Source organism: Ruoffia sp. FAM 26254, assembly GCF_045528545.1.
In the GTDB taxonomy this organism is placed as follows: domain Bacteria; phylum Bacillota; class Bacilli; order Lactobacillales; family Aerococcaceae; genus Ruoffia; species Ruoffia halotolerans.
Window position 1 is genome coordinate 18,494 of sequence record NZ_JBGQQY010000017.1, and the last position, 24,149, is coordinate 42,642.

The 24,149-nt window shown below is 35.7% G+C and carries 21 protein-coding genes; 20 read left to right on the forward strand and 1 reads right to left on the reverse strand.

Annotation, left to right across the window (positions count from 1 at the left end; all coding sequences use genetic code 11):
- Positions 1–27 precede the first annotated feature (27 nt).
- The 3 genes from pnp (at position 28) to ACEN3Z_RS05950 (ending at position 4,625) form a co-directional block, all read left to right on the forward strand.
- Positions 28–2,130 (forward strand): polyribonucleotide nucleotidyltransferase, encoded by a 2,103-nt coding sequence (gene pnp, locus ACEN3Z_RS05940; protein WP_407090071.1) that lies wholly within the window; start codon positions 28–30, stop codon positions 2,128–2,130.
- Between the two features lie 193 nt (positions 2,131–2,323).
- On the forward strand, positions 2,324–4,012 hold the full coding sequence (locus ACEN3Z_RS05945; protein ID WP_407090073.1) for a ribonuclease J: 1,689 nt from the start codon (positions 2,324–2,326) through the stop codon (positions 4,010–4,012).
- 13 nt (positions 4,013–4,025) lie between these two features.
- Positions 4,026–4,625: an energy-coupled thiamine transporter ThiT gene (locus ACEN3Z_RS05950; RefSeq protein WP_407090074.1), complete on the forward strand. Its 600-nt coding sequence runs from the start codon at positions 4,026–4,028 to the stop codon at positions 4,623–4,625.
- Positions 4,626–4,747: 122 nt separating this feature from the next.
- On the opposite strand, the gene ACEN3Z_RS05955 is transcribed toward ACEN3Z_RS05950, so the two are convergent.
- Positions 4,748–5,086, reverse strand: a complete 339-nt coding sequence (locus ACEN3Z_RS05955) for a hypothetical protein (RefSeq protein WP_407090076.1) — start codon at positions 5,084–5,086, stop codon at positions 4,748–4,750.
- Positions 5,087–5,240: 154 nt separating this feature from the next.
- Between ACEN3Z_RS05955 and ACEN3Z_RS05960 the strand changes: the two genes are divergently transcribed.
- The 17 genes from ACEN3Z_RS05960 to plsX all read left to right on the forward strand — a co-directional run bounded on the left by ACEN3Z_RS05960 (position 5,241) and on the right by plsX (position 23,916).
- Positions 5,241–6,224, forward strand: a complete 984-nt coding sequence (locus ACEN3Z_RS05960) for an LCP family protein (protein ID WP_407090077.1) — start codon at positions 5,241–5,243, stop codon at positions 6,222–6,224.
- A 96-nt stretch (positions 6,225–6,320) separates the two neighbouring features.
- Positions 6,321–6,953: a guanylate kinase gene (gene gmk / locus ACEN3Z_RS05965; protein ID WP_407090079.1), complete on the forward strand. Its 633-nt coding sequence runs from the start codon at positions 6,321–6,323 to the stop codon at positions 6,951–6,953.
- A 6-nt stretch (positions 6,954–6,959) separates the two neighbouring features.
- A complete protein-coding gene (gene rpoZ / locus ACEN3Z_RS05970; RefSeq protein WP_218930821.1) occupies positions 6,960–7,157 on the forward strand; it encodes a DNA-directed RNA polymerase subunit omega in 198 nt (65 codons plus the stop codon).
- An 86-nt stretch (positions 7,158–7,243) separates the two neighbouring features.
- Positions 7,244–9,661, forward strand: coding sequence for a primosomal protein N' (priA, locus tag ACEN3Z_RS05975; protein ID WP_407090080.1), 2,418 nt, complete (start codon positions 7,244–7,246; stop codon positions 9,659–9,661).
- 13 nt (positions 9,662–9,674) lie between these two features.
- On the forward strand, positions 9,675–10,628 hold the full coding sequence (fmt, locus tag ACEN3Z_RS05980) for a methionyl-tRNA formyltransferase (protein ID WP_407090081.1): 954 nt from the start codon (positions 9,675–9,677) through the stop codon (positions 10,626–10,628).
- Between the two features lie 18 nt (positions 10,629–10,646).
- Positions 10,647–12,026 (forward strand): 16S rRNA (cytosine(967)-C(5))-methyltransferase RsmB, encoded by a 1,380-nt coding sequence (gene rsmB, locus ACEN3Z_RS05985; protein WP_407090082.1) that lies wholly within the window; start codon positions 10,647–10,649, stop codon positions 12,024–12,026.
- Between the two features lie 26 nt (positions 12,027–12,052).
- Complete coding sequence (locus ACEN3Z_RS05990) at positions 12,053–12,817, forward strand: Stp1/IreP family PP2C-type Ser/Thr phosphatase (RefSeq protein WP_407090083.1); 765 nt, start codon at positions 12,053–12,055, stop codon at positions 12,815–12,817.
- A complete protein-coding gene (gene pknB, locus ACEN3Z_RS05995; RefSeq protein ID WP_407090084.1) occupies positions 12,814–14,802 on the forward strand; it encodes a Stk1 family PASTA domain-containing Ser/Thr kinase in 1,989 nt (662 codons plus the stop codon). Before ACEN3Z_RS05990 ends, pknB begins: the two co-directional genes overlap by 4 nt.
- A gap of 61 nt (positions 14,803–14,863) precedes the next feature.
- Positions 14,864–15,784, forward strand: a complete 921-nt coding sequence (rsgA, locus tag ACEN3Z_RS06000; RefSeq protein ID WP_407090086.1) for a ribosome small subunit-dependent GTPase A — start codon at positions 14,864–14,866, stop codon at positions 15,782–15,784.
- 14 nt (positions 15,785–15,798) lie between these two features.
- Entirely contained in the window at positions 15,799–16,440 is a 642-nt protein-coding gene (rpe, locus tag ACEN3Z_RS06005) for a ribulose-phosphate 3-epimerase (protein ID WP_407090088.1), read from the forward strand.
- A 9-nt stretch (positions 16,441–16,449) separates the two neighbouring features.
- Entirely contained in the window at positions 16,450–17,139 is a 690-nt protein-coding gene (locus ACEN3Z_RS06010; protein WP_407090089.1) for a thiamine diphosphokinase, read from the forward strand.
- Between the two features lie 10 nt (positions 17,140–17,149).
- The gene (locus tag ACEN3Z_RS06015; RefSeq protein ID WP_407090090.1) at positions 17,150–18,106 is read left to right on the forward strand and encodes an NAD(P)-dependent oxidoreductase; all 957 of its coding nucleotides are present in this window, start codon (positions 17,150–17,152) and stop codon (positions 18,104–18,106) included.
- Positions 18,107–18,310: 204 nt separating this feature from the next.
- Positions 18,311–18,499 (forward strand): 50S ribosomal protein L28, encoded by a 189-nt coding sequence (gene rpmB / locus ACEN3Z_RS06020; RefSeq protein WP_138405155.1) that lies wholly within the window; start codon positions 18,311–18,313, stop codon positions 18,497–18,499.
- 201 nt (positions 18,500–18,700) lie between these two features.
- Positions 18,701–19,057 (forward strand): Asp23/Gls24 family envelope stress response protein, encoded by a 357-nt coding sequence (locus ACEN3Z_RS06025; RefSeq protein WP_138405156.1) that lies wholly within the window; start codon positions 18,701–18,703, stop codon positions 19,055–19,057.
- A gap of 35 nt (positions 19,058–19,092) precedes the next feature.
- A complete protein-coding gene (locus ACEN3Z_RS06030) occupies positions 19,093–20,766 on the forward strand; it encodes a DAK2 domain-containing protein (RefSeq protein ID WP_407090091.1) in 1,674 nt (557 codons plus the stop codon).
- Between the two features lie 43 nt (positions 20,767–20,809).
- Positions 20,810–22,885, forward strand: coding sequence for an ATP-dependent DNA helicase RecG (recG, locus tag ACEN3Z_RS06035; protein ID WP_407090092.1), 2,076 nt, complete (start codon positions 20,810–20,812; stop codon positions 22,883–22,885).
- 35 nt (positions 22,886–22,920) lie between these two features.
- A complete protein-coding gene (gene plsX, locus ACEN3Z_RS06040) occupies positions 22,921–23,916 on the forward strand; it encodes a phosphate acyltransferase PlsX (RefSeq protein ID WP_407090094.1) in 996 nt (331 codons plus the stop codon).
- Positions 23,917–24,149 lie beyond the last annotated feature (233 nt).

Consider the following 24,149-nt stretch of genomic DNA (forward strand, 5'->3'; position numbering starts at 1 on the left):
CAATTTATTAATCAAAGGAGAGATACCATGTTCGAAAAACATGTTTTTGAAACAACTATTGGTGGACGCCCACTGTCAGTTGAAATTGGCGAATTTGCTCGACAAGCGAATGGAGCAGTCCTAGTAAGATACGGAGATACCGTTGTATTATCTACAGCAGTAGCTTCAAGTAGACCTGTAGACGGAAACTTCTTCCCGTTAACTGTGAACTACGAAGAGAAAAAATATTCAGTAGGTAAAATCCCCGGTGGATTTATTAAACGTGAAGGTCGCCCGTCAGAGAATGCGACATTAACTGCACGTCTAATTGACCGCCCAATTCGTCCAATGTTCCCAGATGGGGTACGAAACGAAATTCAAATCGTCAATACTGTATTATCTGTAGACCAAGATTGCTCACCAGAAATGTCAGCAATGTTAGGTTCATCATTAGCCCTAGGTGTATCAGATATTCCGTTTAACGGACCTATTGCAGGTGTTAATGTTGGTCGTGTAGAGGGAGAATTAGTAATTAACCCAACGACTGAACAAAGCGCCCACTCTGATATCCACTTAACAGTTGCAGGTACTAGCCAAGCAATTAACATGGTTGAGTCAAGTGCGGAAGAAGTACCAGAAGATGAGATGCTTGAAGCATTATTATTTGGTCACCGTGCAATTAAAGAAATTAACGAATTCCAAGCGAATATTATTGAACAAATCGGTAAAGAGAAATTCGAATTAACGATTGTACAAAATGATGAAGAAATCATGGAAGAAATTTCTGGACGTTATCGTGAAGCAATGATTGAAGCAATTAAAACAGAAGAGAAAAAAGCGCGTGAAGATGCGATTGCTTTAGTTATGCAAGGTGCTGTAACTTATTATGAAGAATTACATGCTGAAAACCCAGAAAAAGGTGAAGTTCTTTCAGCTGTTAACGCTGCATTACAAGCCCTAGAAAAAGAAGTTGTGCGTCATTTAATTACAGCGGATCGTATCCGTCCTGATGGCCGTAAAGTGGACCAAATTCGTCCATTAGCTTCTCGTGTAGGCTTATTACCACGTACTCACGGATCTGGTTTATTCACACGTGGACAAACTCAAGCATTAACAGTAGCGACATTAGCACCTCTAGGAGAGCATCAAATTATTGATGGCTTAGGTATTGAAGAGTCTAAACGCTTTATTCACCACTATAACTTCCCACCATATTCAGTAGGTGAAACTGGACGTATGGGTAGCGCGGGACGTCGTGAAGTAGGACACGGTGCCTTAGGTGAACGTGCGCTTGCACAAATTATTCCAGATGAAGATGTATTCCCATATACGATTCGTTTAGTATCAGAAGTATTAGAATCTAACGGTTCATCTTCACAAGCAAGTATTTGTGCTGGAACATTAGCATTAATGGACGCAGGTGTACCTATTAAAGCACCAGTCGCAGGTATCGCAATGGGATTAGTTATGGATGGCGACAACTATACAATTCTAACTGATATCCAAGGTCTAGAAGATGCTCTAGGAGATATGGACTTCAAAGTAGCGGGAACTGAAAAAGGAATCACTGCTTTACAAATGGATATTAAAATCGAAGGAATTACAGAGCAAATTTTAAATGAAGCGTTAGTTCAAGCACGTCAAGCTCGATTAGCAATTCTAGAAGAATTAACTTCGACAATTTCTGAACCAAGAACAGAGTTAAGCCCTTACGCTCCTAAGATTGAAATGATTCAAATCAAACCAGATAAGATTAAAGTTGTTATCGGTCGTGGTGGAGATACAATCAATAAGATTATTGATGAAACAGGCGTTAAAATTGATATTGATGATGAAGGTAATGTAAGTATTGCCTCTACTGATCAAGCAATGATTAACCGTGCTAAAGAAATTATCGAACAATTAACACATGAAGTTAAAGCGGGAGAAATTTACGAAGGTACCGTTAAACGAATTGAGAAATTCGGTGCTTTTGTTGAGATTTTACCAGGTAAAGATGGTTTAGTTCATATATCTGAATTAGAGCATCACCGTGTAGGGAAAGTTGAAGATGTTATAGCATTGAATGATAAAGTTAAAGTTCGCGTTCAAGAAATTGACGATAAAGGACGGATTAACCTATCTCGTAAAGCTTTAATCGACAAAGAATAACACATACTATTAAGAGGCAAGTTTCACAAAAGGGAACTTGTCTTTTTGGTTTTTCTAAATAACTGCGGTATTGATTTATGATAACGAATCAATTTGAAATATTGGAGAAGCAATTTTTTATTTTATTCCTAACTGTGCTATAATGTGATAAGTATATTATCAAAATGAAACTAACTAAATAAAGAGGTGTCAAATGAGTAAAATAAAAATAATCCCGTTAGGTGGGGTGCGTGAAGAAGGTAAAAATCTTTACGTGGTAGAAGTGAATGAGTCAATCTTTGTTTTGGATTGCGGACTAGTCTTTCCAGAAGAAGAATTACTTGGTATCGATGCAGTCATCCCAGATTTTACATACTTAGTTGAAAAGAAAGATCAAATCGTTGGGATATTCCTGACACATGGTCATGATGATGCGATGGGTGCATTGCCATATCTATTAGAAAAGATTGATGCACCAGTATTCGGAACTGAATTAACAATTGAATTAGCAACGATTTCAGCTAAATCACAAGGATTGCATCAACATATTGAGAACTTCTTCAAGATTGATGAAGATGTTGAGATTGAATTTGAAGATGCAACTGTAAGTTTCTTCAGAACCACACATACAATTCCAGGTTCTCTTGGTATTGTTGTCTCAACGGATGAAGGTTCAATCGTTTATACAGGAGACTTTAAATTTGATCCAAGCGCGTCTGAACAATACAGTACAAATTATGGTCGTTTAACGGATATTGGAGAAGCAGGTGTTTTAGCTTTACTAAGTGATTCTGCGGATGCAGAGAATGCCGTTCAATCAGTCAGTGATAAGAAGATTACTGCAGATATGACCGAAGTATTCCGTAATGAAGACGGACGTGTCATCGTTGCTTCAATTGGAAGTAATATCTCTCGTATTCAGCAATTATTTTATGCTGCTAAAAATTCAGGTAGAACAATTTTCTTAGCAGATGACCAATTATACAAAATTGTCGATATTGCGATTCAATTAAATCAGATTAAAATTCCAAGTAAAGACATCATCGGACAAGTGAAAGATCTAAATAACACGCCTGATAACGAAGTCATCGTGTTAGAAACAGGTGACGTTGGCGAACCAATTAAGAATGTTCAATTAATGGCGACAAATCGTCATTCATTAATCAATATTAAAGATGGTGATTTGGTTTATTTAGCTACAACACCTTCAATTGCGATGGAAACAGTCATTGCCAAAACAAAGGATATGATTTACAAAGCTGGCGGAACAGTTAAGTCTGTAACAGATAACTTTAAAACATCTGGTCACGCGAATCAGTCAGATTTAAAATTAATGATGAACTTTATCAAACCTAAATATGTTATCCCTGTTAATGGTGAATCAAGAATGTTAGCCGCGCATGCGCGTTTAGCTAACGAAGTAGGCTATGAAGATAAGCAAATTTTCTTACCGTACATCGGAGATGTTATCGAGTACAATAAAGGGAAGATGACGATGACTACCCAAGTACCTGCTGGAAATGTCCTTATTGATGGTATTGGGGTCGGAGATATCGGTAATGTCGTTCTACGTGATCGCCGTATCTTAAGTGAAGATGGAATCTTTGTAGTTGTAGCTACAATTTCGCGTCGTTTAGGGCGCGTTTTAGTCGGACCACAAATTACTTCTAGAGGTTTCGTATATATGAAAACAAGTATTGATTTAATTGAAGCTTGTTCAGATATGACCTTAGATATATTAGAAGAACATTTAAATGGTGATAATTTTGACTGGAGTGAACTAAAAGGGGATCTTCGTGAAAAAATCGGTAAATACTTATATAAAGAGACTCAACGTCGTCCGGTTGTCTTACCAATTATTATGGAAGCTTCAAATTATCAACCTAATAAAGAAGAAAAATAGGGGGAGCTATAGAATGAATCAACGTACAAGAAGTATGCTATTGGATAGTTTATATGCTATTGTTTTAGGCTTAATTTTAGCCGTTGCTGCACAATATATTAGTTCATTCATACCAGGTGATTATTCAGGGTTAGCGATGCTTCCCTTAATATGGTTAGCGCTTCGTTATGGTTCACCACTTGCTATAATTTCTGCTTTACTGACAGGCTTGATTGTTGGCTTTACACGACAAGGTTTTACGGATGGGTTATCAGTCCTCTTTGAAGAGGTCTTACCGTTATTATCTGTTGGTTTTGCTGGATTATTCGCAAAATATACACAAAAAACCCTTAATAACCGTCGATACTCTTCTACTTACTTAAACATATTCACCGGTGCCTTACTTTCGACAACGAGTTATATGTTTATCAAATTCTGGTTAACACCTTTAGCATTAAATGAGATTAGTTTACTACAAATTAATGGTTGGGAATTTTGGTTAAGTTTAGTTGTGATTTGGTTAATTATTGGCTTAGTAATCTTAATTATGGCTCGTAGTAATCCAAAACTAATTATTCCTAAACGAACAAAATATTTATCTCGTAAAGAAACATCATCATTATTAAATGATTAATAAATTAAATGAAGTGTTGGTTATGTTAATTGCCAACACTTTTTTATTTGAAAAAATATATAAAAGAACAAGACCACCAATTGTTTGCGGGGATTGTGCAAACAGTTGGTGGTCTATGAGTTCTAAGCAGCGTTGGCAGACGCAGTTAGAATTTGTTCTAAAGATAATATGTAAGATCGCTTTGAATTAACTTCACTAATTGCAATGCGACGATTGTGTTGAACAGTTGATACGACAGTAGCTAAAACTGTCTTTTGTTCAATCTTTTGTTGAGAATTGTAATATTCAAATGTGATTTCGACAGGGTCAAGCGTCACATAATGTTGATGTAATAACTTCTCTACTTCATATAGAGGCAATATAAAGCGTTTATCTTGTTTAATTTGAGTATTTAAAAAGGGTTTGAAGAAGCGCTGAACAGTATTTGCAAGGTTAGAATTGGGTTTGATAGGTAATTCCATGAATGTCACTCCTTTATCCGAACAGATGTTTGTATTTATATTATACGAACAAACGTTCCCTTTGTCAACACTATCCTAAAAACAAAAGAATTTGAAATAAAATATATAAAGTAATACAATAGATAAACAAAATTGAGTAATGAGAGGTTAGTCTATGAGTGAAAATAATATGTCTCGTCGAAATATCCATCGAGAAAGACCTAAGAAAAGAAGAAAAGGATGTTTGATTTTCTTTATTATCATCATCGTTCTGCTTATAGGAGCAGGTGCTGTGGGGGCTTATTTTTATAATAACGTTGTGAACACAGTAGATGTGATTCAACAAAGTAGACCTGAAGAACAAGTGAATTTACGTGATGAAGATGAACCAGATCCTGTGGTGAGTCGTATTCAAAATAAAGAGCCATTTTCAATGCTAATATTAGGGGTTGAACCATCAGCCAATGATAATTTAGAAGAAGGTCAATCTGATATTATGGTTGTTGCCACAGTAAGTCCTGAAGAAGAAAGTGTGGTTATGACAAATATACCTAGTAATACACTGACTGAGATTGCAGGTCAAAAATCTGAAGGAATGATTCGAGAGGCGTATCAAACAGGTGGTCTATCAACAACAGTTAATACTGTGCAAGATTTATTAGAGATTCCGATTGATTATACGTTAACAGTGAATTTGAATGGACTGGCTGATATTATAGATGCGATTGGGGAAGTATCCGTGACGGCTACTGAAACATTTGATCAAAATGGGTATAGCTTCGTTGCAGGTGAAACGTATAATATGGATGGTGAAATGGCCTTAGCTTACACTGGTGATATTGATGAAGCGATTGAATCAGCAAATAGTCAAGATAAAGCAAGACAAGTCGTCAGTGCGATTGTTCCACAAATTAGTCAAATCAATTCACTTACGAGCATTCCAAAGCTACTTAGTAGTCTAAATGGTAATGTACTAACAAATCTGTCATTCAAGGATATTCAGACCATTGCCTTGGATTATCGTCAAATAATTACGAATGTTGAAACAGTACAGTTAGAAGGTTATTCTGAAATGATTGATGATGTTACTTACGAAGTTTTAGATAGTAATACACTGACAAACATACAAGAACAGTTAAAAGCATTGTTAGAGCAATAAAGAAACGCATGAAATTTCTTGATTTTATTTCAAGAAGAATTAAGATATGTTATGATAGTAGTTATAGACATATAGAGTTTTATTTTGGAGGTAAATATGAGTGACACAAGAGGGTTATTAATTGTATTATCAGGTCCATCTGGAGTTGGAAAGGGTACTGTTAGAGCTGCAATTTTTAAGAATAATATTTATAACTATGTATATTCAGTTTCAGCTACGACTCGCCAAATGAGAACAGGTGAAGTAGATGGTGTCGATTATTACTTTACCTCACGTGAGGAGTTCGAACAGCTAATAGAGGAAGATGCTTTGCTTGAACACGCAGAATATGTTGGAAATTATTATGGTACACCAATTAGAGCGATTGAAGACAATCTGTCTAAAGGCTACGATGTGTTTTTAGAAATTGAAGTTCAAGGCGCAATGAAAGTTAGAGAAAGAATGCCTGATGGAATTTTCATATTCTTAGCACCACCTAATCTCAACGAATTAGAGTCTAGAATTGCTGGACGTGGGACTGATAATCAAGAAATCATTTATGAACGCATGCAAAAAGCACGCGAAGAAATTGAAATGATGAAACATTACGACTATGTTGTCGTAAATGATGAAGTTGATTGTGCAGTAAACAAAGTAAATGGTATAATACAAAGTGAACATTTAAAAGTTTCAAGAGTCGTTGATCAAATTAAATTACAAATACATAATTATTTTCAAAAAGGGGAGTAATCCATCATGATGTTATATCCATCAGTTGACAAATTAGTTGAAAAAATTCCATCAAAATATAGCTTAATTATTCTTGCGAGTAAACGCGCTCATGAAATGCAATTATATAAGCATGAAATGTTAGATTCATACGAAGCAATCAAACCCGTGGGAAGAGCGTTAGAAGAAGTTGTTTCTGGCGACTTACAAATCAAAGAAAAATAAAATCGAAGCTACTATGAAAGAATTTATACTACTTTCATAGTAGTTTTTTGTCATATGTTACAAATTATTTAGAAGGAGGGGAAAGAATGATAGTGAAAGTTGTCATTGATATACCAGCGAAGCAAGTAAATCGCTCTTTTGATTATGCAGTGCCAAAAGATTGGGAATCTGCGATTAAACTAGGTAGCCGAGTTCAAGTACCTTTTGGCAATATGAAACGAACAGGCTTTGTTGTGGATATTACGGACGAGACTGAATTCAACGGAAAACTTAAGCCCATTCATAGTATTATGGATTATGATGTTTTCTTAAATGAAGAATTAATTGAATTGAGTGATTATTTAGCTGAGTATCTTCAGTGCTTTCGTATATCAGTACTTCAAGCCATGTTGCCGAGTTTATTAAAGGCAAAGTATGATGCCATCGTTCAAATTCATGATCCTATTCAATTTAGCGAAAAAGTTGGTTCTTGGTATCAAAATGAAACAAGCATTGACCGTAAAGTATTGGAAGAAAGAATATCTCCCAATGCAATCAGTCAATTAAAAAAAGAAAATATCATTTCTATAGAATACCAAGTTATTAACCAAACGACGCAAAAAACTAAAACAATGATTAAAACAAACTTAAATAAAGACCAACTAATGAATGTTTTAGAAAAGACAAGCCTAAGAAGCTTTAAGCAACGAGCGATACTAGAATACTTCATTAATAATCAAGCTATCGAAAGCATTGAAAAAAACACTTTAATGACAGAATTAGAACTATCCAATGCGACTATAAATTCAGCCATCGATAAAGAATGGATTACGACATTTAAAGAAGTGGTTTATCGTGATCCATTGAAAGATGTTTCATTTCAAGCGAGTTCATCAAAAACGTTACTAGCTGAACAGCAGAACGCGTATGATTTAATTAGTCAAAGCGTTGATAATAAACAAGCGGATACGTATTTAATTGAAGGAGTAACCGGGAGTGGGAAGACAGAGATTTACTTGCAATTGATGGACAGAGCCTTACAACAAGGCAAATCTGCTTTATTACTCGTACCAGAAATCTCTTTAACACCACAAATGGTGGAACGTGTAGTAAGTCGCTTCCAAACTGGCATTGCAGTATTGCATTCTGGTTTATCTATCACTGAAAAATATGATGAATGGCAACGGATTATTAAAGGCGAAGCAAAAATCGTTGTAGGGGCTAGATCATCGATCTTTGCTCCTTTAGAAAATATCGGAATTATCATTATCGATGAAGAACATGAAACGACTTATAAGCAATCTGATAATCCACGTTATCATGCGAGAGATGTTGCGAGATGGCGGAGTGAGTATCATGATGCCCCTTTAATACTTGGAAGTGCGACACCGTCTTTAGAAAGTCGTGCACGAGCTCAAGTAGGTAACTATCACTTAATCCACCTGGAGAATCGGGTCAATCAAATGCCGATGCCACCTGTGGATATTATTGATATGACCCAAGTTGAGTTGAGGGAAACGGCGAATGAATTGTCTCCAGAGCTTATTGAGAAGATTCAAGATCGACTCGATAAGAAAGAACAAGTTGTATTATTACAAAACCGTCGTGGTTATGCCTCTTACTTACTATGTCGCGAATGTGGTTTCATTATGCAATGTCCTAGATGTGACATCTCTTTAACCTATCATAAGTTTGATAATCAAATGAAGTGTCATTATTGTGATTACCATGAGCCCCTACCAACGCAATGTCCGAGCTGTCAATCACCGCACATTCGTACTCATGGTATAGGAACACAAAAGGTAGCTGAAACTTTAGAAGAAATCTTTCCAGAAGCGAAGGTTACGCGAATGGATAACGATACAACTCGCCGTAAAGGGCAACATCAAAAATTACTAGATGAGTTTTCAAGCGGGCAATCGGATATTCTATTAGGAACGCAAATGATCGCTAAAGGCTTAGATTTTGAGAATGTAACCTTAGTAGGAGTCATCAATGCTGATACAGCGTTAAATTTACCTGATTTTAGGGCAAGTGAACGGACTTTCCAACTATTAACTCAAGTGAGTGGAAGAACCGGACGTGGGCACTTAGCCGGTGAAGTTGTGATTCAAACGTATAATCCTGAACACTACGTGATCCAATTTGCGAAAACGCACGATTATGAAAGTTTTTTCCGCTTTGAGATGAAACGACGACATCTGACTAATTATCCGCCTTATTACTTTACTACCTTACTGACAGTGTCTAGTAAGCATCAAGGAAGGGCGAGTCAGTTGGCTTATGATTTAAAAGCTCAATTATATAATCCTGAACTCGAAAGAAAAGAACAGTTATATATTATAGGACCAAATCGGAATAATATTTCGAAAATTAATAATTATTACTATTTTAATTTACTTTTAAAATACAAAGACAAAACAACTATTCAAAGACAATTAGATGATATTTTGAATAATACACAACAAAAAGCAACACAAGGTGTGTATGTAAATATTGATCATGAACCACAATATTTTAGTTAGAAAGGATATGTATATGCATAAAATAATTTTTATGGGGACACCAGATTTCTCTGTTGAAGTTTTGGAAGGGTTAATAAATGATGCGACTATGGAGGTTGTAGGCGTAGTCACACAACCTGATCGACCTGTAGGTCGTAAAAAGGTATTAAAGCCGACACCAGTGAAGGAACTCGCATTAAAACATGATATCCCAGTCTATCAACCGGAAAAAATCAGAGGGTCTCAAGAAGCTGAAGAATTAAAAGCATTAAATGCAGACCTTATTGTAACAGCAGCGTACGGGCAGTTTGTACCCATTGATCTAATTGAAGCACCAAAATATGGTGCAATTAATGTCCATGCTTCGCTACTGCCTAAATACCGAGGGGGAGCACCGATTCATTATGCGCTATGGAATGGTGACAAAAAAACCGGAATTTCAATTATTTATATGACTAAAAAGATGGACGCGGGAGATATCCTATCTCAACGCGCTATTGAAATTAAAGCAACAGATGATGTAGGTAAATTATTTGGCACACTTGCTGTAGTTGGCAAAGAATTATTATTAGATACTTTACCTGCTGTTTTTGCTGGAGAAATCCGAGCAACACCACAAGTAGAAGAAGAGGTTGTCTTCTCTCCAACAATTTCTAAAGAACAAGAACGAATTTCTTGGGATTTAACGGCTCAAGAAGTAGATAATCATATCCGTGCATTTAGACCATTCCCATCGACGTATACAATGTTGGATAATAATCGTGTTAAAATTTGGGCAGGCGAACCTGTAGATTATAATGGTGAACCCGGCGAAATTGGTGAAGTTCTTGCAATTGAAGACAACAAACTAATTGTTCAATGTGGAGATAATACATTTTACGGGATTAGTGAATGGCAAGAAAGTGGAAAAAAACGACTTTCAATTGAACAATGGTTGAATGGGAATAAGCCAGAGGATATAATAGATAGCGTGTTCGAAAATAAATAACGTTAGGAGGAACGAGTTTTGAAAATTAAGCAACGAAGTAAAAAACAATTAAATAAAAATTTACGTTGGCACTCACTCGTTCTACTCGATAAAATTGAAAATCAAAATGAATTTTCAAATGTAGTGATAGACGAATTTTTACAAAATACACCTTTAGATGAAAGGGATAATCGATTAGTTGTCCAAATTGTATACGGAGTTATCCAAAACAAATTAACGATCGATTACTACTTGGCACCTTTTGTATCAGGTAAGCAACTTGATGACTGGGTTTCCACATTACTAAGACTTTCTGTATATCAGTTAGTATTTTTAGATCGAATTCCGAGTCATGCGGTAGTTAATGAAGCCGTTCAAGTAGCTAAAGTGAATGGTCATGGGGGCGTAGGAAATTTTGTAAATGCAATCTTGCGGCGTTTTATTCGAACGGATCGATTGGATATTGATGCGATTGAAGATTTCACTAAACGTCTAAGTGTGAAATACAGTATTAGTCCTTGGATTGTAGATTATTTTTTAAAACATCAAACGCATGAAGAAGTTGAGAACTTATTAGAAAGTTTACAAGAAGTTCCATTTATCTCTGCACGTGTTAATACAAGTAAGAAGTCTAGAAAAGAAGTTATGGAGTCCCTTTATAGCGAAGGTTATGATACTGTAGAAAGTGAGATATCACCCGTTGGTATTCGTTCAGTTAACGGTAATCTAATTCATTCAACTGCTTTTAAAGAAGGTTGGTTAACAATTCAAGATGAATCATCAATGTTAGTAGCACCTTTAGGTCATATTAATGGCGATGAAGAAATTTTGGATGCCTGTTCTGCACCAGGTGGAAAAGCGACTCATATCGCGACACTATTAGAAACAGGACATCTGACAGCCTTAGATTTGTCACAGCCAAAAATTAAGCGAGTCAATGAACATATGGAACGTTTAGGACTTTCACAAAGAGTGACATTAAATGTTGAAGATGCGTCAAAACATCAGCCAACAAACGGTCAATTATATGATAAAATTTATTTAGATGCACCTTGTTCTGGCTTAGGTTTAATGAGACGTAAACCTGAGATTAAGTATGAGAAATCATATGAAGATATACAAGAATTAGCACAAATACAAACTGAATTAATTAATCATGCTTCAACATTATTAAAACCAGGCGGAAAAATAATATATAGTACATGTACAATATCTTATGAAGAGAATGAAGAGATCGTTCAGTCATTTTTAAACGTTCACGATAATTTTGTACAAAGTCCAATTTCTGTTGAGAAAGATAATGTTAAATCAGATTTAATTACCGATGAAGGTAATATTCGAGTTTGGCCACAACAATACCATACGGACGGCTTTTTTATCTCACGTTTAGTTAAAAAAGATACAGAAGGTATTAAATAGTACAATAAAAAAACTGAGGTGAAACAATGCAAATTTCGCTCCATTCAAGTGTAGGGAAACAGCGTAAGTCAAATCAGGATTATGCTGATTATTTTAAATCAGACTTTAATCAATATCTATTTGTCTTATGCGATGGGGTCGGCGGTCACCAAGCTGGTGAAGTCGCGAGTGAACTTACAACAAAATATTTAGGAAAGCAATTTAAGCAGTTAACGAAGGAGTTAACAAAAGAAGAAGCATCGCAATGGATTGGAAAAGCTATTGAAGATGTAAATACTTATCTATATGAAGAATCATTAAAAGAGAGACATCTTGCAGGAATGGGAACGACGTTAGTCGTTTCATTAATTACAAAGGAATTTGTCTTAATTGCGCATGTTGGGGATAGCCGCGCTTATGTATTCAACGAAGGTCATTTATTTCAAAAAACAGAAGACCATTCTTTAGTTAATGAATTAATTAAATCAGGTGAGATTACTGAAGAAGAAGGAAATTTACATCCTCAACGAAACGTTGTTACACAATCAATTGGCGTGACACCCGATGTCGGCTATGAATTGTTGGAGTTACCAATTAATGAAGTCGAACATTTAATGCTTTGTTCTGATGGACTGACAAATATGGTGAGTCATGAAGAAATTGTTGATTTCTTCCAACAAACGGAGGATTTTGATCATTTAGCCGTATCTTTAGTTGATGCAGCAAATGAAGCTGGCGGACGAGACAATATTACGATTATTGTTGTTGGAAACATCCATTCTTTAATCTTAGAGGATGGTGAAACGATATGATAGATATTAACTCTAAACTATCTGGACGCTACATTATTAACCAGCTTGTTGGCTCAGGTGGTATGGCAAATGTTTATTTAGCCAGAGATTTGATATTAGATCGTGATGTTGCGGTTAAAGTATTACGCTTTGACTTCCAAGATAATCAAGATGCAATCCGCCGTTTCCAACGTGAAGCCATGGCGGCGAGTCAACTCTTGCATCATAATGTGGTGGAAGTTTATGATGTTGATGAAGAAGATGGTCAGCAATATATAGTGATGGAATATGTTAAGGGGAATGATTTAAAGACATTTATCCGTGACAAATCACCTGTGTCTTTAGAATTAGCCGTTAATATTATGTCCCAAATACTATCAGCCATTGATGTCGCACATAGACACAACATTATTCACCGTGATATTAAGCCACAAAATATACTAATTACTGAGAACAATGAAGTGAAGATTACTGATTTTGGTATCGCAGTCGTCCTATCGGATACATCTTTAACGCAAACTAATACATTGCTTGGTTCTGTACATTATTTATCTCCAGAACAAGCGCGTGGTGGAAGTGCAACGGTTAAATCAGATATCTATGCTTTAGGTGTGGTTCTTTACGAATTAATTACTGGAGAAGTTCCCTACGATGGTGAATCAGCTGTTTCGGTTGCTTTAAAGCATTTCCAAGAAGAATTTCCTCGTGTGAAAGAACATTTAGATTATGTCCCACAAAGTTTAGAAAATGTGGTCATGCGAGCAACAGCAAAATCATTAGAGCACCGCTACAGTTCTGTTCAAGAAATGTTAAATGATCTAAGTACGAGTCTAAGTGTGAATCGAATGAACGAAAAACGCTTCGATCCAGAAACTGATATAGAAGATACGGTAATTATGACGCCGATTAAACCAATTAGTACGGCAAGTCAAACGTTATCAAGTGTAGAAGTTAAAGAGGATCTTCAAGAAGAAGAGGAAATCCCTCAATATGATGAATTACCTCCGATTTCAAGACCGAAACGACTTAGTAAGCTATTAATACAAGTATCTGTTGTATTATTAGTAATCTTATTGGCTTTCGGTGCGTATGCTTTATATAATCAAACGATTAGATATGTAACCGTCCCTGATATTGAGAACTTATCTCAAGCAGAAGCGATTGCATTACTTGAAGAAGAGAATATTTCAGTTGGTAATGTGATTAATAATTGGCACGACACAGTCGTTCAAGGTAACGTTATCGAAACGGATCCAGAGATGGGCGAGCGGATTGAAAGAGACTCATCAGTAAACCTAGTCGTGAGTAGTGGGGAAGAACAAGTTCAAATCGGCGATTATGTGGGACAAAGCTATGAACCAATTCGTCAAATGCTAATTGAAGCGGGCTTCATCGTTGAACGTCAAGACCTATTTACTAATGATGCGTCACAGACAGGAACGATTATGGCACAAAGTTTAGAGCCCGGAACACGTGTTGTACCTGGTGAAACACCCATCACAATGACGGTGGGTAGTTATTCAGAATCTAGTACGATGCAAGATTTCTATAATTTATCACTTGATATGGTCCATTCATTTGCGGATGGTTATGGATTACTCGTAGATGTAGGTTATGAGTACAGCGAGTTTATCCCAGAAGGACAAGTTATTAGTCAGTCTCAAGAAAGTGGAACGTCATTATACCCTGGAGATACGATTTCAGTGGTTGTTTCAATGGGACCTGAAGAAGAAGAAATCAATTCTGCTTTAACTCCTGTATATATTGAGTACTTACCAACTTATGAAGATAATGATGAAGAACAAGAAAATCCATTACCAAATACAATTCAAGTTTTTATCGGTGATGAGTATAATAATATTACTGAAGTCGCTGAAGAATTTGAAATTACAGAGTCACAATTAATTGAATTAACTTTATATATATCGTCAAATGGTACGGGGCAATATCGTATATTGCGAGATGGTGAAGTGTATGAAGAAAGTAATAATGTAATACCACAGTAACTGTTTCAAGGTTAAATCTTTCGTATTGGAGGATTTAACCTTTTTTTAAAAGGAGGGTTTTATGCAAAAGAAAAAAGGTGTCATTTATCAATCAATTAGTGGATTTTATTACGTGTGGACAGAGAATCAAAGTTTTGCCACAAAACCTAAAGGATTATTCCGACACACAAATGAAAAACCATTAGTAGGTGACGAAGTAGTCATTGAAGTTGATGAAAAAGATAGTCAGTCAGAGAGTCGTCTCATTGAAATATTACCAAGAGAAAATGAGTTAGTTCGACCTAGTATTTCGAATGTAGATTATTCAATGATTGTGACGTCATTAGTTGAACCAGATTTCTCATATAATTTATTAGATTACTTTTTAGTCTCTATCGAATCGAATCATATCGAACCAATTATCTTATTATCAAAGTTTGATTTATTAGTCGAAGCCGTTGGTCAAGAAGCAGCTGACCGAAAAGTTGAAGAGATTAATCGAGTTTACGCACCAGCTGGCTATACAGTTGTGACTTTAAATAATAATGAATCAGATATTGATAAGATTAAACAGTTGATAGATACAGGCTTATACGTCATAATGGGACAATCAGGAGTTGGAAAGTCAACTCTATTAAACTTATTATTACCTGAAGCGAATATTGAAACAGGGATTATTAGTGAAGCTTTAAACCGAGGGAAACATACAACTAGAGAAGTTACTTTATATCCATTTAACGATGGATTTTTAGCTGACACACCAGGCTTTAGCGCGATTGACTTTCCGGATATCGAAAAAGCTGATTTAAGATTTTATTTCCCAGAGATTGCTAGAGCGGGAGAATTGTGTAAGTTCCGGTCATGCTTGCATTTAAATGAACCGGGTTGTAATGTTAAAAGCGAAGTTGAAACGGGTGTCATAGCTCAAAGTCGTTATAATAATTATGAACAAATTATGGAACGCATTGAGCAAAGAAAACCTGTTTATAAAAAGAAAAAATAGTAGGGGGATTATTTATGAAAGTTGCACCATCAATTTTAAGTGCAGATTTTAGTAAATTAGGCGACGATTTGGTAGATATCGTATCAAATGGCGCTGATTATATTCATATCGATATGATGGATGGAAATTTTGTACCAAACTTGTCTTTTGGTCCGATGGTTATGAAGTTTATTCGACCTCTAACAGATAAAACATTTGATTGTCATTTAATGATTGAAGAACCTGAACGCTATATTGAACTTGTTGCTGAATCAGGCGCAGATATTATTTCTGTTCATGTTGAAGCAACAAAACATATTCACCGTGTAATCCAACAAATCAAACAAACTGGCACGAAAGCGGGTGTCGTAATTAATCCAGGTACGCCGGTTGGAGCAATCGAAGCAGTATTGGCAGATGTCGATCTAGTTTTAGCTATGACAGTGAATCCAGGTTTTGGTGGACAAACATTTATTCCATCAAGCTTGAATAAAATCAAGCAACTAAAAGCACTCCGTGAAGAAAATAACTACAATTATGAGATTGAAGTGGATGGCGGTATTAATGAGGAAACAAGTAAGAAATGCTTAGAAGCAGGAGCAGATGTATTAGTGGCAGGTTCTTACATATTTAGTCACAATAACCGCAAGGAAGCAATCGATTCATTAAGAAACTAAGGTGTTAAGATGCAAAGTAAAGAAAAAGAATATGTAGTGGTCTGTGGCGGTGCTGTAAAACCAGCAGTCTCAGAAATACCTAAATATGTCCAAAATCACAAAACTTATTATATTGGTGTGGATGGTGGAAGTTTAAAACTTATTAAAGCTGGCTATTACTTGGATTATGCTGTCGGTGATTTTGATTCAGTGACAGAAGAAGAATTCCAATTAATTAAAGAGAATGCGACACATATTATCAAACATCCAGCTCAAAAAGATGATACAGATATGGAATTAGCTTTAGAAATCGTCCAAGAGGAGTTTCCAGAGTTAGAATGTTTAATTCTAGGCGGTATCGGAGAGAAGAAAGGCCGCTTGGATCACATGCTAGCGAATATTTGGATGGTTTATCAACCAAGATTTAAAAAAAGTGTTGGAAGAATAAAGTTTATTGAAAAGAATCATGTCTTTCAATTTTTCTTCCCTGGAGAATATGAGATTAGCGCTGAAAAGATGTTACCAGATTACTTATCCATCATCACTTTAACAGCTGTAGAGCAATTAAGTATCCAAAATGCTGTGTATAATCTTGGAACTACTGATATAGGCTATCCACGTGCACTCATAAGTAATGAGTTTATCGATAAATACCATCCGGTGAAACTATCATTCAAGCAAGGACTCGTTCTAGTTCTTAGAGTGAATGAAAGAAAGTAGGAGGAATAATATGTCAAAACCAATCATTGCAGTTTATGCCATTACAAAAGATTGGCAATTAGAAGAAATCAAAGCAACAGCTAAAGACTATGATGTAAGAGTTAAAGATGAAATTAGACCCGAAGACATTAAAAATATTGAGATTGTCTATGGTTGGGGATCTGAATTAAGTGAAAACATAGCAGATTTAAAACAACTTAAATGGATTCAAAAAGATACCGCAGGTGTTGACGCAATTCCAGAAAGTCTCAGAAAAGATAAAGATATTTTTCTTTCAAACATGAGTGGTGTCCATGCTGTTCCAATTACTGAGAATATATTTGGTTATATTTTAGGAGTTGCTAGAGGAATAATTCCAGCGATGACAAATCAATTGGAAAGTAAATGGGATAAAAGCATTGCTTCAAATATGTTCTCTTTAAATGACAAGAAGGTATTAGTTTATGGAACAGGCTCAATTGGGCAAGAGATTGCTCGAACAGCTAAGTTTTTTGAAATGGCAACATATGGCGTGAATTCGAATGGCCGTTCAATCCAAACCTTTGACCATTCATACACGATGGAAAGTAGCCAAGACATCCTTTCAGATATGGACTTTGTTATTAATGCATTGCCTTTAACAGATGAAAGTGAATTATTCTTTGATAAAGAAATCTTTGCTAATATGAAAGATACTGCTTACTTCTTGAATATCGGGCGAGGTGAATCAGTGAAAGATGAACATCTGATTGAAGAATTGGAAGCAGGGACTTTAGCGGGAGCTTATTTAGACGTCACATCGCCGGAACCACTTCCAGAATCATCAAAATTATGGCAAACACAAAACTTAGTCATTACGCCACATATCTCTGGCAATGTTGAACATTTTAGAGATACGATTTATCCGATTTTTAAAGAAAATCTTGATAGTTATTTATCTTACGGAACACTGGCTAAGAATGAGTACAATAAGAAAAAAGGTTATTAATTCATACAGCATAAAAATAGGGTGCAATCCAAAAACTACCTTGACTTATAACCTTGGATAGACTAATATTACTTCTTAGAAACAAAACCGCTTTATAAATGGAAAATATTGAAAAAATTCTTGCACAAGAATGAAAAATATGATAAATTATTACGGTATGAAAAAGCAGAGACAAAGCTCCTGCAAGAAATGGAGGAAATACTAATGGCTAAAGAATGTTACTTTACAGGACGTAAAGCTAGATCTGGTAACACTCGTTCTCATGCATTGAACGCAAACAAACGTACTTTTGGTGCTAACTTACAAAAAGTTCGCATTATGGTAGACGGCGAGCCTAAGAAAGTTTGGGTTTCTGCACGTGCATTAAAATCAGGTAAAGTTGAACGTGTTTAATCTCGTTATATTATTTAAATAAGCTAATTTGCTTTGAGCAAGTTAGCTTTTTTATTTGTAATCGAACATAAACTTGAACGAATTTTTTATATAATACAATTCCCTTTGTCAAACCGTTGTAGTTTGGTAATATCAATTTAAGTGAATAATAACGATGTTTATGATAAAATAACTAAGATATAAACAATAGGAGGAGATTGTATGGCAATAAATATTCCAACCCCAAATGGACAAATCACATTAAGTAATGAAGTTATCGCAACAGTTGTAGGTGCAGCGGTTACTGATAACTACGGTGTCGTAGGGATGGTAAGTAAAAGTTTCTTTCGTGATAATATAATAGAAATTTTACGTAGAGAGAATTTTGCCAAAGGTGTAGTTCTTTCCCAAAACGGTAATAAAGTGGCAGTGGATGTATATATTCTTGTATCTTATGGAACAAAAATATCTGTCATCTGTCAAAATATTCAAGAAACAGTAAAATATAATGTCGAACGTTTACTAGGATTCACACTAGATTTTGTAAATGTTCACGTTCAAGGAGTAAAAGTTGACTAAATTCTAAAGTCAATGAGTTATAAGGAGGACGAAAGTTGGAACTTACTATGTTAACGGCACCAGAATTTCAATCAATGATTATTGCTGGAGCAGATCGTTTAACAGAGAACGTTGATTTAATCAATTCACTAAATGTATTCCCAGTTCCAGATGGAGATACAGGAACGAATATGAATATGTCATTTATCTCTGGTGTTGAAAAATTAAAAGAAAATACTTCAGGACACGTTGGAGAAGCAAGTACAGCCTTAGCTAAAGGGTTATTAATGGGAGCTCGAGGAAATTCAGGCGTTATCCTATCACAAATCTTTAGAGGTTTTTCTAAAGCGATTGAAGATCAAGAGAATGTTGATGCTGAATACTTTGTTAAAGCATTTGCTGGCGGAGTAGAATCTGCATATAAAGCAGTTATGAAGCCAGTTGAAGGAACAATCTTAACAGTTGCACGTGAATCGGCTTTAGCTGGTGAACAAGCAGCTAAAAACACAACAGACATCGTTGAAATTATGCGAGCAATCGTTAAAGGCGCAGGTGTTGCACTTGAGAAAACGACTGACATGTTACCAGTTCTGAAACAGGTCGGCGTAGTGGATAGTGGAGGAAAAGGTTTACTTTGCCTTTATGAGGGATTCCTATCAAGTTTAACTGGTGAAGTCATTATCTCTGAAGATCATTCTAAAAAGTCAGAAGCGCATTCTCATGCGGTATTCGAAGAAACAAATGAACACCCAATGTCAATGGATGATATTACATTCGGCTATTGTACAGAAATCATGGTTCGTATCGGTAATGGTCCAACCGTTGAAAAAGAATTTGATTATGATGAGTTCCGTAATATCTTAAATGAAAAAGGTGACTCATTATTAGTTGTATCTGACGATGAAATAGCGAAGGTACATATCCATACTGAAGACCCAGGCGAAATTATGCAATTAGGTCAAGAGTATGGTGAGTTAATCAAAATTAAAGTAGATAATATGCGTGAACAAGTGCGTGATCTAGAAACTGCCAATCAAGCTCTATCTCAACAACAGACAACTGCAGTAGCTCCTAAAGATTATGCAGTGATTGCTGTTGCAGCAGGTGAAGGTATGACTGAAATGCTGAAATCAATCGGTATTGATGTTGTTCTTTCAGGTGGTCAGACAATGAACCCATCAACAGAAGATTTTGTTAAAGCGATGGAGTCGATACCAGCAGAACGTTTTATTCTATTACCGAATAATAAAAACATCATCATGGCTGCAGAACAAGCAGCAGAAGTGATTGAAAAACCTGCAGTGGTTGTACCAACAAGAACTGTTCCAGAAGCGATTAGTGCCATTTTTGCATTTAATCCAGAAGGAACGATTGAAGATAATCATGCTGCCATGAGTGGAAACATTGAAATGGTTTCAACTGGTCAAATTACTTATGCTATTCGTGATACAAACCTAGACGGCGTTGAAATTCTGAAAGATGAATTTATGGGAATCGTTGATGGGAAAATTATCTTATCTGAACCTCTTGTAGAGAATGCTTTATACAATACTTTAGATAATATGATTAATGACGAGAGCGAAATTGTAACTATCTTCATTGGAGAAGGCGGAAAAGAAGATTTAGTTGAACAAGTCATTGAACAATTAGAAGCAACATACTCTGAGGTAGATTTTGAAGTGATTCAAGGTGACCAACCTGTTTACGAGTATATTATGTCAGTAGAATAAATCTATTCAAAGGGGAAAGGGGCATATTGTTCCTTTTCCCTTTTTGCATATCAACCATGACAAAAAGGAGTCAATTATGGATCAATTAAATTGGAATGAAACAATTAATAAACTAAATGGCGTTGGTCCAGTTGCGACGGACAAATTTGCTTCCATAGGTGTCAATACTATTCGAGATTTAATGTTTCATTTTCCTTTTCGATATGAAGATTTACAAGCACGACCGCTTGAGTCAATTCTTGATGGAGAGAAGGTAACACTTAAAGGGACGGTAGTGACTCCAGCAGTTGTAAATTACTTTGGAGGACGTAAGAGTCGATTGACATTCAGAATGAGTCTTGATGAGCATAATATTATTAGTGTTTCTTTCTTCAACCAACCTTATTTAGCAAAGAGTGTTGAAGTCGGTCAAGAGAAAGCAATCTTTGGAAAATGGCAAAGTGACCGACAAAATCTCTTAGGTATGAAGATTATTAAATTAAATGAAGATAATGGTGATTTTAATCCAGTCTATTCAACGACAAAAGGCTTAAAACAGACTCAAATCATTAAAGCGATAAAGTCAGCCTTTGAAGCGAGCTCGTCTTCAATAGTTGAAGTCATTCCTGATAATATTAATCATAAGTACCGATTGCTGCCGTTAAATAAAGCTTTATATCAAATGCATTTTCCTAAAGATGCCCGAGAGTTTAAAGAAGCTGAGCGAAAAATTATTTTTCAAGAGTTTTTCTTATACCAATGGCGACTTCAAGCTACCATGCAACAATCTCAAAAAGAGACGGGGATTCGAGTCTTGTATGATAATCATGACTTAAAGGAAATCGTTACGCAATTACCCTATCAATTAACAGAAGCACAAAAAAAGGCTGTCAATGAGATTTGCTATGACCTATTAGCGCCTTATCCTATGCGACGCATGCTTCAAGGGGATGTGGGGAGTGGTAAGACACTTGTTGCATTTCTAGGCATGATGGCTGCTGTTTTAGCTGGTTATCAAGCTGTCTTAATGGTACCAACTGAAATCCTAGCTAAACAACACGTTGTGAATTTTAATCGAATTTTTGAAGACATGGGTTACCATAGCGAGATTTTAGTCAGTGCAATGAAAGCTAAAGAGAAGAAAGACATCTTAGATGGACTTGAAAGTGGAAGAATTCGAATTGTCATTGGAACACATGCCTTAATTCAACCCGCTGTGACATATAAGCAATTAGGGATAGCAATTATTGATGAGCAACACCGGTTTGGAGTAGATCAACGCCATGCTTTGATGGAGAAAGTTGAAGTAGAAGAAACTTTAAACATCTTACAAATGACAGCAACTCCAATTCCACGTTCATTAGCCCAAACAATCTATGGGGATATGACAGTATCAACCATTGATCAATTACCTAAAGGGAGAATACCAATTGAAACAAAATTAATCGATGAAGATAATCTTGATTTCCTTTATAATAAAATGGCGGAAGAATTAAAAGAAGGACATCAAATATACTATGTTCTTCCCATCATTGATCAATCTGAACATTTAGAACAAATTGAAAATGTAAATGCGATTAAAGAAAAATTATCCGTACAGTTTCCAGAGTGGAATGTAGGAGCTTTACATGGTCAATTGAGTAAAGATGACCAACAGCAAGTGATGAATGCTTATGAACAAAATGAACTTCAAATTCTAGTTGCAACAACGATGGTAGAGGTCGGAGTCGATGTACCTAATGCGACAATTATAGTTATCCATTCAGCTGAACGCTTTGGCTTAGCTCAGTTGCATCAATTAAGAGGGCGTGTCGGACGTAGTAACCTACAAAGTTATTGTTACTTAATCGGTAAGCCGACAACTGAACAAGGTAAAAAGCGACTTGAAATTATGGAACAAGAATCGGATGGCTTCATTATAAGTCAAGAAGATATGAAGATACGCGGGATGGGTGATATCTTAGGCTTAGCCCAAAGCGGGATTCCTCAATTTAAGTATGCCAATCTATTCGAAGATCAACATATCCACAAAGTAGCCAAGGATGAAGTTACATGGTATTTGAATCACCCTTTAGAGTTAGAAGATCAGGAAATTAATGCAATCATTAATTGGTTGACAAACCAGCAAATAAAAATTTAGTATAGATAGAAATAAAAAGATAGTGGAGGGATAAAATGATTACAATTGCAATCGATGCTATGGGTGGCGACAATGCACCAAAAGCCATTGTTGATGGCGCTAATTTAGCAATAAAAACATTCAACGATATCCAAATTAATTTATATGGTGATAGTGAAAGTATTGAACAATACTTAGTCAAAGATGACCGTATTAAAGTCATTCACACAACTGAGATTGTCACTGGAGAAGATGAACCCGTGAGAGCCATTCGACGGAAAAAAGATTCGTCTATGGTTGTTGCTGCACGTGATGTCAAGGAAGGTAAAGCAGATGCTTTATTATCTGCCGGTAATACAGGGGCTTTATTAACAGCTGGTTTACTAGTTGTTGGACGAATTAAGAATATTGACCGTCCAGGATTAATGCCAATTATTCCAACAGTTTCAAAAGAATCACCTCAAGTGATTTTAATGGATGCTGGAGCAAATGCTGAAGTGAAACCTGTTAATCTAGAACAATTTACAGTATTAGCTAACTTTTACGCTAAAAATGTATTAAATGTAGAAAATCCACGTATTGGTTTATTAAACAATGGAACAGAAGAAGGTAAAGGGAATTCAATTACTAAAGAGGCTTTCGATTTAATGAAGCAATTAGATAATATTAACTTTATTGGGAATGTTGAGGCAAAATCAATCTTAACTGGAGAAGTTGATATCGTCATAACGGATGGCTTTACAGGTAATGCAGTCTTAAAAACTCTGGAAGGAACTGTTAAAAGTGTTGTTGGATTGTTACTTGATACGCTAAAAAACTCTGGGTTAAAAACAAAAATTGGTGCAGGTTTAATTAAAGACTCATTAAAAGAATCACTTAACAATCTAGATGATACGAAGCAAGGTGGGGCAGTTTTACTTGGCGTAAAATCTCCAGTAATTAAAGCACACGGCTCTTCCAACGACGAAGCAGTATTTAATGCGATTCGCCAAGCAAGAACAGTTGTAAGCGTGGGTGTTGTTCAAGATGCTGTAAAATATTTTGAAAATTAAAAACAAATAAGTGTGTTAATACATCTGATGTATTGCTTTCTATATGAACTTTAAAGCATATTAAAATATAAAAAGTTATAATTAATTGTTGAATTGCAATAATTAATGCGACAATTTTTTATTTACTCAATTAATAAGAGTTCGTGTAAAAATACTTCCAAAGGTGTTTGGTAATCTAAGCATTTCCTAGGTCGATTATTCATTAACCACAAAGCTTGGTTGAGTTCTTGGGA

What these genes read in the sequence shown, in the direction of transcription:
- pnp (WP_407090071.1), top strand. Translation starts at nt 28, where the DNA reads ATGTTCGAAAAACATGTTTTTGAAACAACTATTGGTGGACGCCCACTG.
- ACEN3Z_RS05945 (WP_407090073.1), top strand. Translation starts at nt 2,324, where the DNA reads ATGAGTAAAATAAAAATAATCCCGTTAGGTGGGGTGCGTGAAGAAGGT.
- ACEN3Z_RS05950 (WP_407090074.1), top strand. Translation starts at nt 4,026, where the DNA reads ATGAATCAACGTACAAGAAGTATGCTATTGGATAGTTTATATGCTATT.
- ACEN3Z_RS05955 (WP_407090076.1), bottom strand. Translation starts at nt 5,086, where the DNA reads ATGGAATTACCTATCAAACCCAATTCTAACCTTGCAAATACTGTTCAG.
- ACEN3Z_RS05960 (WP_407090077.1), top strand. Translation starts at nt 5,241, where the DNA reads ATGAGTGAAAATAATATGTCTCGTCGAAATATCCATCGAGAAAGACCT.
- gmk (WP_407090079.1), top strand. Translation starts at nt 6,321, where the DNA reads ATGAGTGACACAAGAGGGTTATTAATTGTATTATCAGGTCCATCTGGA.
- rpoZ (WP_218930821.1), top strand. Translation starts at nt 6,960, where the DNA reads ATGATGTTATATCCATCAGTTGACAAATTAGTTGAAAAAATTCCATCA.
- priA (WP_407090080.1), top strand. Translation starts at nt 7,244, where the DNA reads ATGATAGTGAAAGTTGTCATTGATATACCAGCGAAGCAAGTAAATCGC.
- fmt (WP_407090081.1), top strand. Translation starts at nt 9,675, where the DNA reads ATGCATAAAATAATTTTTATGGGGACACCAGATTTCTCTGTTGAAGTT.
- ACEN3Z_RS05990 (WP_407090083.1), top strand. Translation starts at nt 12,053, where the DNA reads ATGCAAATTTCGCTCCATTCAAGTGTAGGGAAACAGCGTAAGTCAAAT.
- pknB (WP_407090084.1), top strand. Translation starts at nt 12,814, where the DNA reads ATGATAGATATTAACTCTAAACTATCTGGACGCTACATTATTAACCAG.
- rsgA (WP_407090086.1), top strand. Translation starts at nt 14,864, where the DNA reads ATGCAAAAGAAAAAAGGTGTCATTTATCAATCAATTAGTGGATTTTAT.
- rpe (WP_407090088.1), top strand. Translation starts at nt 15,799, where the DNA reads ATGAAAGTTGCACCATCAATTTTAAGTGCAGATTTTAGTAAATTAGGC.
- ACEN3Z_RS06010 (WP_407090089.1), top strand. Translation starts at nt 16,450, where the DNA reads ATGCAAAGTAAAGAAAAAGAATATGTAGTGGTCTGTGGCGGTGCTGTA.
- ACEN3Z_RS06015 (WP_407090090.1), top strand. Translation starts at nt 17,150, where the DNA reads ATGTCAAAACCAATCATTGCAGTTTATGCCATTACAAAAGATTGGCAA.
- rpmB (WP_138405155.1), top strand. Translation starts at nt 18,311, where the DNA reads ATGGCTAAAGAATGTTACTTTACAGGACGTAAAGCTAGATCTGGTAAC.
- ACEN3Z_RS06025 (WP_138405156.1), top strand. Translation starts at nt 18,701, where the DNA reads ATGGCAATAAATATTCCAACCCCAAATGGACAAATCACATTAAGTAAT.
- plsX (WP_407090094.1), top strand. Translation starts at nt 22,921, where the DNA reads ATGATTACAATTGCAATCGATGCTATGGGTGGCGACAATGCACCAAAA.